Below are 15973 nucleotides of genomic sequence, written 5' to 3' on the forward strand. Positions count from 1 at the left end.
ACATATGCAAAAAATAATTTTGGCCTATAATTTTACGCCTGAGCGTCTGCAGGCGCTGAAGCTGATTTGCATGATGCTGCGCACACAGCTGCGCGCCGTGACGCGTGAGGAGCTGCTGCAGCCTGTAGGCTATCTGACAGGCTTGCCCGAGGTGGCGTCTGTCAGTGAGGCTTACAGCGGTGACGAGGGGCAGGAGGAAATGCTGCTCATGTGCGGCTTCAGCCGTCAGGATCTGGACAGGCTGCTGGCTGCCATTAAAAAGGGCAAGCTGCGTCAGGTGGCGCTGAAGGCGATGCTGACACCCACCAACTGCACCTGGAGCGGCCTGCAGCTTTTGCAGGAGCTTAGCCAGGAGCATGCTTATATGCACGGTAAAAATGCAGGCAAATAAGCAAAATTGCCGCTGCCGGTAGTTTTACTGGCGTTAAAGCGCTTTCTCTGATATAATTAGGCATGATAAACTTTAGCTACATTTAGGAGGATAATAATAATGGCAAAAGATAGTTCCTTTGACGTTGTTTCCCAAGTTGATATGCAGGAAATGGATAACGCTGTCAACCAGGTTAAGAAAGAGATTGACCAACGTTATGATTTTCGCGGCAGCAATGCTTCCATCGAGCTCGGTGAGAAGGAAGTAAAAATTGCAGCTGAGGACGAGTACAAGCTGGGCGCAATTTTAGATATGCTGCGCCAAAAAATGGCTAAACGCGGTATTCCTCTGCGTTGCCTGGTTCCGGGCAAGATTGAGCCCGCTGCCAAAGGCACCGTTCGCCAATCTCTGGAAATCCAACAGGGTATTTCCAAAGAGAACGGCAAAAAAATCGTGGCAGCTATCAAAGCTTCCAAGCTGAAGGTAACTGCTCAGATTCAGGATGACCAGGTACGTGTTGCCGGTGCGAAAAAGGATGACCTGCAGGCTGTTATCCAACTGCTTAAGGCCGGAGATTTCGGCGTTGATCTGCAATTCATCAACATGCGCTAAGCATTTGTCCACGGTTTGGAAAAGAGTGGAGCAAAATGACAGAACACAAAGACTTTGACAAAAAGAAAATCAATGACGGCGAGCTGCAGAAGTATTCCGGAAGCTACAGCGAGGAAGGCCTGCTGCATAAAATCAGCCGCTACGGTGCTCACATCGGCATCGAGCTGCTGTACAAGGTCGTGCAGCTGTGGTGCGTACTGCAGAAGCCGGAGGTTCCTGCGAAGGAAAAGGCGTTGATTATGGGAGCTTTGGGGTATTTAATCGCTCCCCTGGATTTTGTGCCGGATATGACGCCGGTGCTGGGATACAGTGATGATCTGGTGGCAATTACCTTTGCGCTGCTGAAGGTGCAGGGGTATATTGATGAAGAGGTTGATGCCAGAGCCAAGGAACTGTTGGCGAAGGTTTTTGATAAGGATGTCGTTGCGAAGCTGTAATTACAAGCAAGAAGGCACATTGCCTTACTCACATTTATGAGTAAAGAGTAATGTGCCTTTTGTTTTCAAACTATGCTTTTTGCTTAATATTAAATTGCTGTTGCTCTCTATCTGTTAAATTAACCAGAAAAACACAGCTTTTTTACTCAAAATGTGCTACAATATATTTACGAAAAACGAAGGGAGTGTTTCGTATGTCTGAAGTATCTCAAGAAACTATGATGTTCAAACGTGAGCCGGAAAAGCTGAACGTTGCCGAAACTATAAAAGAAGTATATGCTGCCCTGGAAAAGAAGGGCTATAATCCTGTGGACCAGCTGGCAGGCTATCTGCTGAGCGGTGACCCCACTTATATCACCAGCTTTGAGGATGCACGCACCAAGCTGCGCCGTCACGAGCGCTATGAGCTGATTGAAGAGCTGGTAAAGAATTATCTGCAGCAGATTAACAAATAAAAGGAGAAATTGACTTAATGCGTAAAATGTCCCTTGATGTAGGAACAAGAACTATCGGTATCGCTGTGAGCGATTTGCTGGGCATGATTGCCAACGGCGTGGAAACTATTCATCGTACTACCGAAGAACGCGACTATGCCCGCATTGCCGAGCTGATTGCCGAGCATGAGGTAGATACATTGGTTGTAGGCTATCCCAAAAACATGAACGGCACTATCGGTGAACGCGCGCAGGCCTGTGAAGCAATGGCTGAAAAGTTACGCACCATGTTCCCGAAGGTGCAGGTTGTGCTTTGGGATGAACGTCTGAGCACAGTGGCTGCCGAAAAGGTGCTGGTTGATGCGGATTTACGCCGCAAAAAGCGTAAGAAGGTTATTGATATGATGGCGGCAGTTGTTATTCTGCAAAATTATCTGGACAGCAAGAGCTTTAAAATTTGACAGATTAGCGTCCCTATTATACAATATGTTTAGATTAAAATTGAGCTTTTTATTTATTGAGCTATGACGAAAGAGGTGCCTTTATGGAAAAAGACATTAGAGATGAAGAATTAGCAGCTATGCAAGCTGAAGGTGAAGAAGAAGTTATCTGCGTTGTTCTGACTGACGAGCAAGGCAACGAGCACGAGTTCTATCAGGACATGGTTATCACTGTTGATGATAAACAATTCGCAGTACTGGTTCCGATGGAAGACTGCTGCTGCGAGGATGACGACTGCGATTGCCACGAGCATGATGAAGAAGAAGATACCTGCGTTATCGCACGCATGGACTTTGACGAAAACGGCGAAGCTGTTTACACCGCTCCGACTGACGAAGAATATGAAGCAGTTGCTGCTAAGTATGACGAAATGTTTGAGGACGAGGAGTAATTCACAGTCAGCAATTTTACCGGACTTCGGTCCGGTATTTTTATGCGATGTGACGATGTTTTCTGATGGATATAGAAAAGCTTAAAACGCTGGTGCGCGACAATCCGGTGCAGGCTGCAGCAGGTGCTTTGGCGGTGCTGCTGATTGCCGGCGTGGTAGCATTTACAATTTATCTTAACGGACAGGGCAATAATAAGGGCTTTGCCGTAGAAGGCTCACGACTTATTGTTGTCAAGGACGGCATGACTACGGCGGATATCGCCGAGCTGCTGCATGAAAAAAAGCTGGTAAAAAATCCCGCTGCCTTTAAAATGGAGGCGCGCTGGAAGGGATTGGCTACTAAGCTGCAGGCAGGTGCCTACCAGATTGACGGCGGCATGAGCAATCAGCAGATTGTTGATGTTATGGTTAAGGGACGCATCAAACAGGTGCGCTTTACCGTACCGGAAGGCTACAGCGTGGCGAAAACTGCGAAGAAGCTGGAGGCCGAAGGGCTTGGCAGTGCTGATAAGTTTATGGCAGCGGCGAAGGATTATGCACCCTATCCTTACATGCAGACCGATGACAGCAATGTGCTGTTTAAGGCAGAGGGCTTTATCTACCCGGCAACCTATGATTTCCCGGTGGGAATCAGCGAGCAGGAGATGCTCAAAATGATGGTTGCGCAGTTTGATAAGGAAATGCAGAGCAGCGGTATTGCCAAAACTGTGGCAGAACGTAACCTGCCCTTGCGTGATGTAGTAAATATGGCTTCGATGGTGGAGCTGGAGGCAGTATTTGCCGAAGAGCAGCCGAAAATCGCCGGCGTTTTTCTCAAGCGTGTGGCTATCGGCATGCCTATTCAGTCGGATACGACCATCCAGTATCTTTTGGGAACGCAGAAGGAAGTAGTTACCTTTGCGGATACCAAAATTCAGAGTCCGTATAACACCTACCAAAATCCCGGCTTGCCTCCGGGACCGATTGGCAGTCCGGGACTGACCGCGATTAAGGCTGTGCTGCAGCCGGAGCAGACAGATTATCTGTACTTTGTTGCGGAAAAGGACGGGCACCATCGTTTTACCAAAACCTACGCCGAGCATCTGAAGGCGATTGAGGAAATAGGTTAATAACAGGTTATTACATATTTCTGCGCTGTCAGTGTGGCGGAGCAGAGAAGTGTTTTAAGGAGAATTAATGAGCAGAAATTTAGTTAAACCCGAATTACTGGCTCCTGCCGGTAATATGGAAAAAGGAAAAATGGCCCTGCTGTATGGTGCTGATGCTATTTATCTGGGCGGCAAGCTGTTTGGTCTGCGTGCCTTTGCCAACAATTTCTCTTTAGAGGAAATTGCGGAGATGGCAGAGTATGCGCACAGCCTCGGCAAAAAGGTTTATGTAACGGTAAATATTTTTGCGCACAACGAGGATATCGACAGACTACCGGATTATCTGCGCGGTCTGCAGCAGGCCAAGGTTGACGCACTGCTGATCAGCGATTTTGGTGTATGGAGCACTGCCCGTCAGGTTGTGCCTGATATGCCGCTGCATGTGAGCACGCAGGCTAATACCACCAACTACGCCGCTGTACAGGCGTGGGAGCAGCTTGGCGCTGAACGCGTTGTGCTGGCACGTGAGCTGTCCTTGGCAGAAATCAGCGAAATCAGCGAAAAAACCTCGGTAGAGCTGGAAACCTTCGTGCATGGCGCGATGTGCATTTCCTACAGCGGACGCTGCCTGCTGAGCGCCTATCTGACAGGGCGCGACGGCAACCGCGGTGCCTGCACTCAGGCTTGCCGTTGGGAATATAATATGTATAAACTGGGCGAGCAAAAGCGCCCAGGCGAATACTTCGACCTCGAGGAGGACGAACGCGGTACCTATGTGATGAACTCCAAGGACCTGTGCCTGATTGAATATCTGCCGGAGCTGATGCGTGCCGGTGTGTGCAGCCTGAAGATTGAAGGCCGCATGAAGAGCGTGCATTATGTAGCAACGGTAGTCAGCGTTTACCGCAAGGCTATCGACCAATGTTGGGCAGATATGGAGCATTACAGCGTGCCGGAAGCGTGGATTACCGAGCTGAACAAGGTTTCCCACCGCCAGTACACCACAGGCTTTGCTGTGGCCAAGCCTGACAGAAATGCGCAGGTTTACACCAGCTCGAAGTATGAGCAGACACACGATTTTGTTGGTATCGTTACAGGCTATGATGCTGAGAAAAAGCGCGCTTATTTTGAGCAGCGCAATAATGTAAAGGCAGGCGAGCCGCTGGAGCTTTTGATGCCCGACGGCAGCACTATGCCCTTTGTTTTGACAGAAATGCTGGATGAAGCAGGTACGTCGATTGACTGCGCACCGCATGCCCAGCAGAAATTTTCCGCAGCCAGCGACAAGCCGCTGCTGCAATTCAGCTTATTACGCAGAAAGGTTGTAAAAGAATGAGTGACAATGACCCCGGACCCCACAGTATGATCTACGCGCAGGTTGAGCCTGAGCGTATTGCAGATGTTAACTGGATTATGGAAGGCTATGAGCATCTGGCCATGGTGAGCACCGTAGACGGCACTAGCGGACTGATTAAGTTTTATGCTACGCCGGATACGTATTTTGATACACTGGATATTATTGAAAATATGCCGTTTAAGGTAGATGTAATCGATAATATGGAAAACGGAGTGTATCACAGACTTTGGCAGATTTAAACTGCAGGGAAAGGATTGCTGTAAGCAGCTTTCGTTTTTTCTACAATCGCATATAGTAAATAGTACAAGGCTGGGAGCGTTGCTCTCAGCCTTTTTTGTATGTTTACTGTTCCTTGCTTTTTTGATATAATGGTAACAAAAAGGCAGAACAATACTGCTATATTGTGAAAGAAGAGAGAAAAATGGAAGCTTTATATGATTACTTGTTGAAAAACTTTGAACCCAATAAGCCTATCTTCTTAAGTGATGTTAAGACTAGCGGTATCAATTATGCTAATATCAGAAAACAGATGAAAAATCTGGTTGATTCCGGGAAAATCAAACGGTTTGATAGTGGCATTTATTTTCTTACGACTAAGACTATTTTTAAGTCAGGTTCTGAGCTTTCTACTGATGATGTTCTTGAATATAAATATCTTTTGAGTGACAATAAGCGCTGTGGTTATATTAGCGGCCTTATGTTTTTTAATCAGCTTGGCCTGTCGACGCAGCTGCCGATGGTTTATGAGGTGGTTTCCAACAAGGCTACAAAAGACCGCCGCGAGACTACTCTCGGAGGCTCAAAGGTTGTTGTTCGTCGCCCTAAGGTGACTGTAAATGATGGGAACTATAAGATCCTGCAGTTTTTGGATCTTCTCAGGGACATTGATATGTATTCTGAGGTTACTGGCGATTCTTTAAAGGAAAAGCTTTACTGGTACATGGATAAGTCCGGGCTGACTGTCAACGAAATGAAACCTTATTTTTCTTATTATCCCGATAAGCTGTATAAGAATCTTGTGGAAACGGGGGTTATCTTTAATGGTATATTTGCATGAGGATCGTGAACAATTTCTTCAGGCGCTCAGATTAACATATAAACAGACCAGGCAGATGATGCAGATTATAGAAAAAGATTATTATGTTACTGTATTGCTTAAACTGCTAGCCGAAAAAATTCCTTTTATTGTTTTCAAAGGCGGGACTTCACTCAGTAAATGTCATAAGGTAATTCGTAGATTTTCCGAGGATATAGATCTTACAATTGATGTTTCTTTATCTTAAGGACAGAAAAAGAAAGTCAAAAAAGCAATACTTGATTCAGCTTTTGTGATTATTATTTATCTGGAAAGGTTGCTAAGCATTCTCGTCATCTTTATGACATTTATAAATTATTACCGTTAGTATCGCAAGATGATAAGTTCAAAGATTTGATTAAGGAAGTGCGCGAAGTTCGAGCACAATCCTCTATTTGTTTTTCTGCTTTGCCAGATGTTGATGTAAGTGGATTGCTTAAAGAAATAATTAAGGAAAATGTTTACAGGAAGGATTATGAAAATCTGACAATACAGTTATTAGAAGAAAATATTTCGTATGATATGGCTATAGAAGCATTAAAAAAAATTGGCTGAAAGCAAGTTTTTTGATTCTTAGCTTCCCCCAAAAACTCAACACCGCCCGACAGTATTACCAAGTGATGCTGTCGGGCTTTTTTACGCCTGTTAAATTTTTTACCTAAATTTAACAGGAAAAAATTCGGCTTTGCGTATATAATAATGCATAAGAGTATTGATAGGTGGTGTTTTGCATGATTTTCTGCGTGGAGGATGAACAAAATATTTGCGAGCTGGAGGTTTATACCCTGCAGTCCGTTGGCATGGAGGCACAGGGCTGCGGCAGCGGCCGAGAGCTTTTCGCTTTGCTGGAAAAGCAGGTGCCTGAGCTGATTGTTTTAGATATTATGCTGCCGGATGAGGATGGCGTAAGCATTCTCAGACGTTTGCGTGCTGATAAACGTTATTCGAATATCCCCGTGATTATGGCTACAGCCAAGGGCTCGGAGTTTGATAAGGTCAAGGGTCTGGACAGCGGTGCCGACGATTATATTGCCAAGCCCTTCGGTATGCTGGAGATGGTGGCGCGCATCAAGGCTGTGCTGCGCCGCTGCACAGCACCACGCCGCGATGAGGACGACGAGGAAACTATCCGCATCGGTCGCCTGGAGGTCAAACAGATGGAGCATAAGGTGAGCGTAGGCGGCAGTGAGGTTGTGCTGACGCTGAAGGAATACGAGCTGCTGCGTAAGTTTTTGCAGCATCCGGGTATTGTCTTTTCGCGCGACAAGCTGCTTAACGATATCTGGGGCTATGAATTCAGCGGTGAAACTCGCACCGTTGATGTGCATATCCGTACTCTGCGCCAGAAGCTTGGTGAGGCAGGCGAGCTGATTGAAACTATCCGTGGCGTTGGCTACAGAATGGCGGCCGTAAAATGAAGCAGAGGCTTTTTCGCAGTATACTGCTGCTGACAGGGGCAGCGGTAGGCCTTGTTTTGCTGCTCTTCTTCTGGGTTTCCTGCCAATATATTACGCAGGACAGCTTCGCCAGCCTTAAGCGTGAGGCTAATCTGCTGATTGTGGCTGACGGAGAGGGCAATGTGCCGGTGAGCGAGCTGCAGCGCTTGCAGCTTACCGACCGCGTAACGCTGATTACACCGGACGGTCACGCCTTGTACGACAATTATGCTGACGCTGAATCAATGGAGAACCATCTGCAGCGCGAGGAGGTGCAGGAGGCACTGAAAGGCGGTGAGGGCCGCAGCCAGCGTGCGTCCGAAACCTTGGGCAAAAACATTCTGTACTATGCCGTGCGCTTGCAGGACGGCAATGTACTGCGCCTGTCGCGCACGAATGACGCCGTTTTTCAACAGTATAAAATAATTCTTGGTTATTTTGTGCTGCTGGCACTGGCAGTTTTGTGCGGTGCCTTTTGGGCAGCCAAAACAATTACCGCCAGAATACTGCGACCATTGGAAAACCTTAATCTGGAGCAGCCTGATTCTGAAGCTGTAGTTTACCCTGAGCTGAAGCCGATTGTGGAGTATTTTGAGCTGCAGCAGGAAAAGCTGCAGAAGGAAATGCGCCGTTACAAAAATAAAAAGCAGGAGCTGAAGGCCGTAACTAACAATATGGATGAAGGCTTGCTGTTCCTTAATCCGGTTTGGGAAATCGAATCGATTAATAAAAGTGCCGTAAAATTCTTTGGCAAGGAAAAGCAGGAGCTTTTGGGAACGAGCTTTTTTATGCTTGATGACAGTGACGAAATCCGTCAGCTTTTGGCAAAAATTGAGCAGGAGGGCAAGGGGCGCCTGGTAATCAACCGCGGCAGCAGCTATTATCAGCTAAACGGCAGCAGAATTACCGATAAGGGCTTTGTGCTGCTGATTATGGATGTGACGGCGCGTACTGCTTCGGAAAAAATCCGCCGTGAGTTTTCGGCTAACGTTTCGCATGAGCTGAAGACACCGCTGCAGTCGGTGCTGGGCTATTCGGAAATTATGCTCAGCGGCCTGGTGAAGCCGGAGGATACCAAGCGCTTTCTGCAGAAAATCAACGATGAGGCGCACAATCTGCTGCGTCTGATTGATGACATCATGCAGCTGTCGAAGCTCGATGAGCTGACGCATGATATGATGGAGGAATTTACGCTGCAGGATGTGGCGCAGAGTGCGCTGGCACGACTGAAGGACAAGGCATGCAGATTGCAGGTCAGCCTGCAGCTTGTTGACAGCACCGGCGGCGACAGCAAGCTGCTTGGTATTTCTTCTCTGATGGAGGAAATTTTCTTCAACCTGTTGGATAACGGTCTGAAGTATAATCATCCCGGTGGTGAGGTTACGCTGCGCCTGAGCGAAGGAGAAAATAAGTATACGGTGAGCGTAGCTGATACCGGTATGGGCATTCCCGGCAGCGAGCTGCCGCATATTTTCGAACGCTTTTACCGTGTCGACCGCAGCCGTCATAAGGCGATTGAGGGTACTGGCTTAGGTCTTTCCATCGTCAAGCACGGCGTCGGCTTCCATGGCGGCAGCATACGTGTGGTGAGCACTGTAGGGCAGGGGACGGAGTTCATCATGAAGTTTCCCAAACCGAAGTATGAGGCGGAAAAATAAGCGCTTTATTTATGTATACAACACAGAGCGCCTAAGATGTGATACAATAGGAGCAGTACTATGAGTGCTGCTCTTAATTTATTTTGAAGGAGGACGCAGATATGCGAGTTGTTTTAACTATCGTAGGCAAGGATAAGGTAGGTATTACCGCTAGGGTGAGCAATGCTTTAGCAGAAATGAATATTAACATCATCAACATCAACCAAAACATTATGCAAGGCTTTTTCAATATGGTGCTGATTGCTGATATGGCAGAGGCTAACGTGCCTATTGCCGAAGCAGGCGACAAAATGGCTGCTTTGGGCGAAGAAATCGGCGTAGAAATCCGTCTGCAGAGCGAAGAAATTTTCAGCGCAATGCATCGTATATAGGAGGCTGTCATGTTATTTAATACTGACGATATTTTAGAAACTACGCGCATGATTACCCAAAATAAGCTGGATGTGCGTACTATCACCATGGGCATCAGCCTGCGTGATTGCGGTCATCCGGATATCAAGGTAACAGCGCAGAAAATTTATGATAAGATTTGCCGTAAGGCAGAGCATCTGGTAAAAACCGGTGAGGATATCGAGGTTGAGTTGGGCGTGCCCATTATCAACAAGCGTATTTCCGTAACGCCGATTTCCATGGTTGGGGAAAGCTGCGACAGCAACGATTATGTACCGCTGGCACAGGCTTTGGACAACGCAGGCAAGCAGGTTGGCGTTAACTTCATCGGCGGCTTTTCCGCTCTCGTGGACAAGGGCTATACCAAGGGCGACCGCAATCTGATTGCGTCTATTCCGGAAGCATTGGCAGTTACCAACATTGTTTGCTCTTCCGTAAGCGTTGGCTCTACCAAATGCGGTATCAATATGGATGCTGTAAAACAAATGGGCGAGGTTGTAAAGGCTGCTGCCGAGCGTACTGCTGACCGCGATGCAATCGGCTGTGCTAAGCTTGTTGTATTCTGCAATGCTGTGCCTGATAACCCGTTCATGGCAGGTGCCTTCCACGGCGTAACCGAACCGGAAAGCGTTATCAACGTTGGCGTAAGCGGACCGGGCGTTGTTAAATACGCACTGGAGCAGGTGCGTGACGGCGATATCGGTATGGTAGCCGAAACGATTAAAAAGACTGCCTTCAAGATTACCCGCGTCGGCCAACTGGTAGCACAGGAGGCTGCACGCCGCTTGAATACCCAGTTCGGCATTATCGACTTGTCTCTGGCTCCGACTCCGGCAATCGGCGACAGTGTTGCGCATATTTTGGAGGAAATCGGTCTGGAAAGCTGCGGCGGCCCCGGCACTACCGCTACCCTGGCTATGCTGAACGACGCAGTTAAAAAGGGCGGCCTTATGGCTTCCAGCTATGTTGGTGGCCTGAGTGGTGCGTTTATCCCCGTAAGTGAGGACGCCGGTATGATTGCTGCGGTAGAACGCGGTGCTCTGTCCTTGGAAAAACTGGAAGCTATGACCTGCGTATGCTCCGTTGGCCTTGATATGATTGCTATTCCCGGTGATACCACGGCAGCTACTATTTCCGCAATTATTGCCGATGAGGCTGCTATCGGTATGATTAACAATAAAACTACTGCAGTACGTCTGATTCCTGTTCCGGGCAAGGACGTAGGCGACCGCGTTGAATTTGGCGGTCTGCTGGGTTATGCGCCTGTTCTTGGCGTGAAGAAGTTCAGCGCTGAAAAGTTCATCAACCGCGGCGGACGTATTCCTGCACCGGTAAGGAGCCTGACGAACTGATGCGCAAGGCTCAAAGAGAAGCTATTCTGGCCAAGCTGGAGGAAACCTACAAGGGCAGCAAGACGGCGCTGAATTATAATTCACCGTTTGAGCTTTTGGTAGCTGTAATTCTTTCGGCCCAATGTACGGATGAACGCGTAAATGTGATTACGGCGCGTATGTTTCCGCGTCTAAATACGCCGGAAAAAATGGGCGCGCTGACGCAGGAGGAAATGGAAGCGGAAATCCGCGACTGCGGTCTGTATCATGCCAAGGCCAAAAACCTGCTTGGCATGTGTCATATGCTGACGCAGCGCTTTAACAGCGTGATTCCGAATGATATCAAAACGCTGATGGAATTACCCGGCGTGGGGCAGAAAACGGCGAACGTTATCGCCAGCATTATCTATAACATTCCGGCGCTGGCAGTAGATACGCATGTTTTCCGTGTGTCGCACCGTTTGGGATTGGCAAAGGGCAAGGACCCGCTGGCTACCGAAAAGGAGCTGGAAAAAATTATTCCGCGTGAAAAGTGGAGTGACGCGCATCACTGGTTTATCTGGCATGGGCGCAAAATCTGTAAGGCACGCAAGCCGCTGTGTCGCGGCTGTGTGGTCGTAGAGGAATGCCCGTTCAAAGAGAAAAACTTTGAGTAAGTCTGCCTAGTGCTAAACGCGTAAGCGTTTACAGGCGGTGCTTGCGGTAGAAGTGCTGACATAGGTGATAAATACAAAACGAAGCAAAAAAGGCCTGCGGCCCGTAAGGGTTGCAGGCCTTTCGGCATGCGTTGATTTACTTTCCTTGTGTCCGCAGAAGATGGACTTTTTTGGTGGATTTTATGCTGTCTTTTTATGACGCACACAGTTAGCAATGGCTTTGCCTTGCTATGAGTGCAGTTCACATTTTTGTCAAGAAATTGTCTACTGTGACAAAAATATTTTACATTCTTTTCTTTGTAATAATTATTAAAGTATAAAATATATAAAAGAGAAAATTCTAACAACTATGATTAATGCGTAAAAGTGACGAATGAAAAATTGTTTATGAATATTTTACTATTTAGTGTCTTTATAAAGAATACGAAAGTTTGACGTACGGAGACGAAAAGAGTACAATTAAAGCAGGTAAAGGAGATAAACTGCTAAATTTTCAAGGCCTTGAATTTTAGTACCACCTTATCTGAGTTATATGGGGATGTTGAAAATTTATAACGAGGATTAGTCCGGCGCAGGCCGGGCGCATTACGAAAAGGGGGTCTGAAAATGAAAAAGACTAGAAAACAGACTGTTTTAGCAAAGTGTGTGCTGGCAACAATTATGGCAATGGGCATGATGGGTTATACTACTGTTTGGGCTGACACGCCTACCCCGTCTCCTGTTGACAAGACTGTTTCCAAAGACGCTGCAGGACAGATTTATGATGCTGCCTATGGTACTGACGGATGGAACAGAAAATATTTCTGGACTGACTTGGGACATGCGCAGGTACAGATCGGCTCCGGCGAGCAGATTGAATTGTTCACACCTTTTATTTATCATACCTATAACGATCAATGGAATCCGCAAGGCAATGGTTACAGACCTGTACATACAGGTGATAATTCCGAAATGCAGTGCAAAGAGTCTATGAGCAATATTACCGTAGGCGAATTTGACAGAATTATCAAATCTCTCTATACAAATGATATTACCATGGCAAAGACCATTTACGGTGAAGCAGGCCAGGCAGGCCTGAAGGATACAGTTATTAAAGCGGTTAGAGCAACTCCCGGTCAGGGCAAGACAGTCAATACCTATGAGTTGGTAAGATCTAATGATGAGGTACTTGCTGCAGCCATTGTTGATACCGATACCAAGATTACAGCCAATAAATTGACCTTTGCAGACGGCACGCTGACTTCCAATATTACTGATAATGCCGGCGGAGTTTACACCGACAGCGTAGATGGCATTGCTTCCCGCAGCTGGGTAACCAATCAGCTGGAAGACATTGCCGGGACCGATACTGTTACTACCGTAGAAGCAAAAACAAATATGCTGAAAATCACCGATGAAGGCACCAATGGCAATCATGCGTATAAGGTTGATATCAACGGCGACCAGCTGGGTGACTTTGTAAAGCAGTATGATACTAACACTGTTACTACTGCAAAGGCAGACGGCAAAGGTTATGTAAATGTTGCTGAAATGGTTGATGATAACGGTAATTACAATTATACCGTGGGTATTAACGAAGATAAGCTCATCAATACCATTAAGGCCAATGATAAGGATACCATTACAACTGCTGAATCTGTTCACGATATCATTACTGTAAATAATAGCATGGAAGGTCAGGAAGACGGTAAGCATTATCAAATCGGTATCAATGAGGACGCTCTGAATGGCTACATCAAGGAAACAGCACAGGATACCGATACTGTTACTACCGTAGAATCTCAAACCAATATGCTGAAAATCACCGATGAAGGCACCGATGGAAACCATGCGTATAAGGTTGATATCAACGGCGATCAGTTAGGTGATTTTGTACAGCAATATGATACTAACACCGTTACTACCGCAAAGGCAGACGGCAAAGGTTATGTGAATGTTGCCGAAATGGTTGATGATAACGGTAATTACAATTATACCGTAGGAATTAATGAAGATAAGCTCGTTGAAACTATTCAGGCAAATGATACTAACACCGTTACTACCGCACAGGCTGACGGCGACGGTTATGTAAATGTTACCGAAATGGTTGATGATAACGGTAATTACAATTATACCGTAGGAATTAACGAAGATAAACTCATTCAAACCATTCAGGAAAATGATACCAATACTATTACTACTGCAGAATCCGGTCATGCTATCATTACTGTAAATGACAGCGTAGGCGGTAGCGGTTTGGATGATAAGAATTATGTAATTGGTATTGATGAAGATGCTTTGAAGGGCTTCATTCAGGAAAACACCCAAGATACTAATACCGTTACTACCGTTGCTGTAAATACCAATATCCTGACGATTGAAGATAAAGGTGAAGACGGCAACCATGCATATGAGCTTGGCATTAATAGCGACCAGCTGGGCGATTTTGTTAAGCAGTATGATACTAACACTATTACTACCGCGCAGGACGATGGCAATGGTTATGTAAATGTTGCTGAAGATGTTGATGCAGACGGTAACTACAAATACACCGTAGGGTTTGATGAAGCTAAGCTCATTAACACCATCAAAGAAAACGACACCAACACCGTTACTACCGTAGCAGATGATGGCAAGGGTTATATTGGAGTAACCGACGCAATGGATGCTGACGGCAATCATAACTATACTGTAGCATTTGATGAAGGCAAGCTGATTCAGACCATTGAAGCGAAGGATAAGTTCGTTAACGGCGGCAGCATCGGTGCAGACGGCAAAATCACTCTTAAAGTAAGAAACGGCGAAGATGTTAAGCTGGATGGCCAGCTGAAGGATGCACAGCTGACTGAAATTGAGAGAGACAAGGCAGCCGGAACCGCTACTCTGGTAGTAAAAGACGGCTACACCAATGAAGAAGTACGCAGACTGACGATTGACGATATCGCAAGCAAGGCACAAAACGATAAAGAGCATGCTGAATTCAGAGAGCATTTCAGCGAGCTTGATCATCGTGTTGACAATCTCGGCAGCCGCGTTGACAAGGTTGGCGCCGGTGCTGCCGCTCTCGCAGCGCTGCACCCGATGGATTTCGATCCCGATGACAAACTGACCTTTGCAGCAGGCTACGGCAACTACAAGGGCAGAAACGCTGCTGCGGTAGGTGCGTTCTACCGTCCGGATGAAAAGGTTATGCTGAGCGTAGGCGGAACCTTCGGCAATGGCGAGAATATGGTGAACGCAGGTATCTCCTTCTCCCTGGACCGTACCGCACGCGTAAGCAATTCCCGTACGGCGATGGCTAAGGAAATCGTGGACCTGAGAGCTAATGTAGCTAACCTCACCGCGCTTGTAGGTCAGCTGACCGCAGGCATGGGCGGCACGATTGAGATGGACAGAATGAAGCTCTTCCCGGATGTTCCCGAAAACCACTGGGCTTACGAATACATCGGCCGTCTGGCGGCAGCAGGCATCGTTGAGGGTTATCCTGACGGCATGTTCAACGGCAACCGCATGATGAGCCGCTACGAATTCGCAGCAATGCTGTACAGAGCGCTTGAAAAAGGCGTGAAGCTGGATCACAAGCTGGTTCGCGAATTTGAACCTGAAATGGGCCGCATCCATGTTGCCCGCATCTCCGGTGCGGATGGCGACAGAGGAAAGATTGAACGTGTACGCGTATACGGCGGCGACAATCGTGACCACTACGGCAGCAAGCTGAAATGAAAATGCAGACAGCTGCATAATCTAAACCTTAAATAAACACTCCCTTTTCTATAATTAAAAGAGGAGAACACCCAGTCCTTTACAGGATAAAAGGTGTTCTCCTCTTACTTTTGTTTTACACAGTTTTTTGCTTAATCCCAGCGCTTGAGCATGTCCTCAATAATTTCCTTATTGGTTTTGCGGCGCTTCTTCTCGTAGTTACGGAAGTTGTTATCTCTGTGGTCGGTGGAGTAGTCGGCGTAATCGAAGTCATCGTAGCTGCGTTCGTAGCTGCGGTTGTAGTCGCCGTGGCCATCGTCCAGGGAGAGGGGGATTTGCTGTGTGTAGGTATAGGGTTGTGTGTACATGATTGACCTCATAGATTTTGGAAGAATTGGCTGTGCAATTAATATATCCTTACGCCTGGTTTTCGAGAGAGCCTCTCCTTGGGGAGAGGTGGCATCGCAAAGCGATGACGGAGAGGGGATTTCTCTAAAGCAACGTTGCCGGCTTTCCCCTCTCAGTCACCCTATCGGGTGACAGCTCCCCCTAGGGG

19 protein-coding genes are annotated in these 15973 nt (G+C 47.1%); 18 read left to right on the forward strand and 1 reads right to left on the reverse strand.

What is annotated here, in order from left to right; translation table 11 throughout:
• Positions 1–4: 4 nt before the first annotated feature.
• The 18 genes from M5E81_RS04565 (at position 5) to M5E81_RS04645 (ending at position 15438) form a co-directional block, all read left to right on the forward strand.
• A complete protein-coding gene (locus tag M5E81_RS04565) occupies positions 5–391 on the forward strand; it encodes a DUF3783 domain-containing protein (RefSeq protein WP_249747980.1) in 387 nt (128 codons plus the stop codon).
• Between the two features lie 99 nt (positions 392–490).
• Positions 491–982, forward strand: a complete 492-nt coding sequence (locus M5E81_RS04570) for a YajQ family cyclic di-GMP-binding protein (RefSeq protein WP_009146299.1) — start codon at positions 491–493, stop codon at positions 980–982.
• 35 nt (positions 983–1017) lie between these two features.
• Positions 1018–1419: a YkvA family protein gene (locus M5E81_RS04575; protein ID WP_009146300.1), complete on the forward strand. Its 402-nt coding sequence runs from the start codon at positions 1018–1020 to the stop codon at positions 1417–1419.
• Positions 1420–1613: 194 nt separating this feature from the next.
• The gene (locus M5E81_RS04580; protein WP_009146301.1) at positions 1614–1874 is read left to right on the forward strand and encodes an IreB family regulatory phosphoprotein; all 261 of its coding nucleotides are present in this window, start codon (positions 1614–1616) and stop codon (positions 1872–1874) included.
• A 17-nt stretch (positions 1875–1891) separates the two neighbouring features.
• Entirely contained in the window at positions 1892–2314 is a 423-nt protein-coding gene (gene ruvX, locus M5E81_RS04585; protein WP_009146302.1) for a Holliday junction resolvase RuvX, read from the forward strand.
• An 83-nt stretch (positions 2315–2397) separates the two neighbouring features.
• Positions 2398–2745, forward strand: coding sequence for a DUF1292 domain-containing protein (locus M5E81_RS04590; protein WP_009146303.1), 348 nt, complete (start codon positions 2398–2400; stop codon positions 2743–2745).
• A 65-nt stretch (positions 2746–2810) separates the two neighbouring features.
• Complete coding sequence (gene mltG / locus M5E81_RS04595; protein ID WP_009146304.1) at positions 2811–3854, forward strand: endolytic transglycosylase MltG; 1044 nt, start codon at positions 2811–2813, stop codon at positions 3852–3854.
• Between the two features lie 67 nt (positions 3855–3921).
• Entirely contained in the window at positions 3922–5169 is a 1248-nt protein-coding gene (locus tag M5E81_RS04600) for a peptidase U32 family protein (protein ID WP_009146305.1), read from the forward strand.
• Positions 5166–5429 carry a DUF4911 domain-containing protein gene (locus M5E81_RS04605; protein WP_009146306.1) on the forward strand — a complete coding sequence of 88 codons (264 nt, stop codon included), beginning with the start codon at positions 5166–5168 and terminating at the stop codon, positions 5427–5429. The genes M5E81_RS04600 and M5E81_RS04605 overlap by 4 nt, the downstream gene beginning before the upstream one ends.
• 182 nt (positions 5430–5611) lie before the next feature.
• On the forward strand, positions 5612–6247 hold the full coding sequence (locus M5E81_RS04610; protein WP_249747981.1) for a helix-turn-helix domain-containing protein: 636 nt from the start codon (positions 5612–5614) through the stop codon (positions 6245–6247).
• A 58-nt stretch (positions 6248–6305) separates the two neighbouring features.
• Positions 6306–6473 carry a nucleotidyl transferase AbiEii/AbiGii toxin family protein gene (locus M5E81_RS11415; protein ID WP_302291567.1) on the forward strand — a complete coding sequence of 56 codons (168 nt, stop codon included), beginning with the start codon at positions 6306–6308 and terminating at the stop codon, positions 6471–6473.
• 146 nt (positions 6474–6619) lie between these two features.
• Positions 6620–6820: a hypothetical protein gene (locus M5E81_RS04615; RefSeq protein ID WP_249747982.1), complete on the forward strand. Its 201-nt coding sequence runs from the start codon at positions 6620–6622 to the stop codon at positions 6818–6820.
• Positions 6821–6996: 176 nt separating this feature from the next.
• Entirely contained in the window at positions 6997–7683 is a 687-nt protein-coding gene (locus M5E81_RS04620; protein WP_249747983.1) for a winged helix-turn-helix domain-containing protein, read from the forward strand.
• Complete coding sequence (locus tag M5E81_RS04625; RefSeq protein WP_249747984.1) at positions 7680–9359, forward strand: sensor histidine kinase; 1680 nt, start codon at positions 7680–7682, stop codon at positions 9357–9359. The genes M5E81_RS04620 and M5E81_RS04625 overlap by 4 nt, the downstream gene beginning before the upstream one ends.
• Before the next feature lie 101 nt (positions 9360–9460).
• Positions 9461–9730, forward strand: a complete 270-nt coding sequence (locus tag M5E81_RS04630; protein ID WP_249747985.1) for an ACT domain-containing protein — start codon at positions 9461–9463, stop codon at positions 9728–9730.
• Between the two features lie 9 nt (positions 9731–9739).
• Entirely contained in the window at positions 9740–11101 is a 1362-nt protein-coding gene (locus tag M5E81_RS04635; RefSeq protein ID WP_249747986.1) for a PFL family protein, read from the forward strand.
• Positions 11101–11736, forward strand: coding sequence for an endonuclease III (gene nth / locus M5E81_RS04640; RefSeq protein ID WP_249747987.1), 636 nt, complete (start codon positions 11101–11103; stop codon positions 11734–11736). The genes M5E81_RS04635 and nth overlap by 1 nt, the downstream gene beginning before the upstream one ends.
• Positions 11737–12342: 606 nt before the next feature.
• Entirely contained in the window at positions 12343–15438 is a 3096-nt protein-coding gene (locus M5E81_RS04645) for a YadA-like family protein (protein WP_249747988.1), read from the forward strand.
• A 131-nt stretch (positions 15439–15569) separates the two neighbouring features.
• Here M5E81_RS04645 and M5E81_RS04650 read toward each other — a convergent pair whose 3' ends face one another.
• Positions 15570–15785: a hypothetical protein gene (locus M5E81_RS04650; RefSeq protein WP_249747989.1), complete on the reverse strand. Its 216-nt coding sequence runs from the start codon at positions 15783–15785 to the stop codon at positions 15570–15572.
• Positions 15786–15973: the final 188 nt, after the last annotated feature.

Origin of the sequence: Phascolarctobacterium succinatutens, assembly GCF_023497905.1 — a bacterium.
GTDB classification, from domain to species: Bacteria; Bacillota; Negativicutes; order Acidaminococcales; family Acidaminococcaceae; genus Phascolarctobacterium_A; species Phascolarctobacterium_A succinatutens.